We start from the raw sequence: 753 nt of genomic DNA on the forward strand, positions 1-753 counted from the left end.
AGCTACCTGTTGATGATAGTGGAAAGAAAAAATGGGTTCTTCATGTGAGTGTTGGCGATAATGATGAAACAAATGGATCAACTGCTCAATATTTTATTGGCGAATTTGATGGAAAAGAATTCAAAAATGACAATGGGCCAGAGACAGTTCTGACAACAGATGTAGGACAGGATTTCTACGCAGGGCAGACATTCTCTGATATTCCCGAAAAAGATGGAAGACGTATTTGGATTGGCTGGATGTCTAATTGGCGTTATCCATACCAATCACCAACTTCTCCGTGGATGGGTAATATGTCTATCCCTCGTGAATTGAAATTAAGGACAATGGAAAATGGTGAAATTAAATTAGTACAAGAACCAGTGGATGAATTAAAACAATTAAGAGCAACCACTACAAAATTTAAACCTTTTACGTTCGAAGGAAATAAAAAAATTACTAATTTTAAAGGAAGTACATTTGAATTTGAAGCAGAAATGACATGGAAGGAAATACGTGAGTTAGGAATTCGTGTGCGACAAGGGGATTCAGGAAAAGAACACACAGATATAGGGCTTGATGTGAGAAACCACAAGGTTTTTATTGATCGAACAAATGCTGGGTTGAAAGAATTGATCGATCGAAATGGAAAACCATTTGCATTTGGTTCACGTCATGAAACTGATTATCCAAAGAATCGCAAAAAAATCAAAATTCATGGTTTTGTGGATGAATCATCGGTTGAAGTATTTATTAATGATGGGGAACAAACTT

At 36.1% G+C, this 753-nt stretch carries 1 protein-coding gene; it reads left to right on the forward strand.

Going from position 1 to position 753, the window contains the following annotated elements:
- A partial coding sequence (locus AC1DRF_RS30725; protein WP_477742663.1) for a glycoside hydrolase family 32 protein occupies positions 1–753 on the forward strand: 753 nt, incomplete at both ends.

Source organism: Priestia sp. P5_B4 (assembly GCF_056400385.1).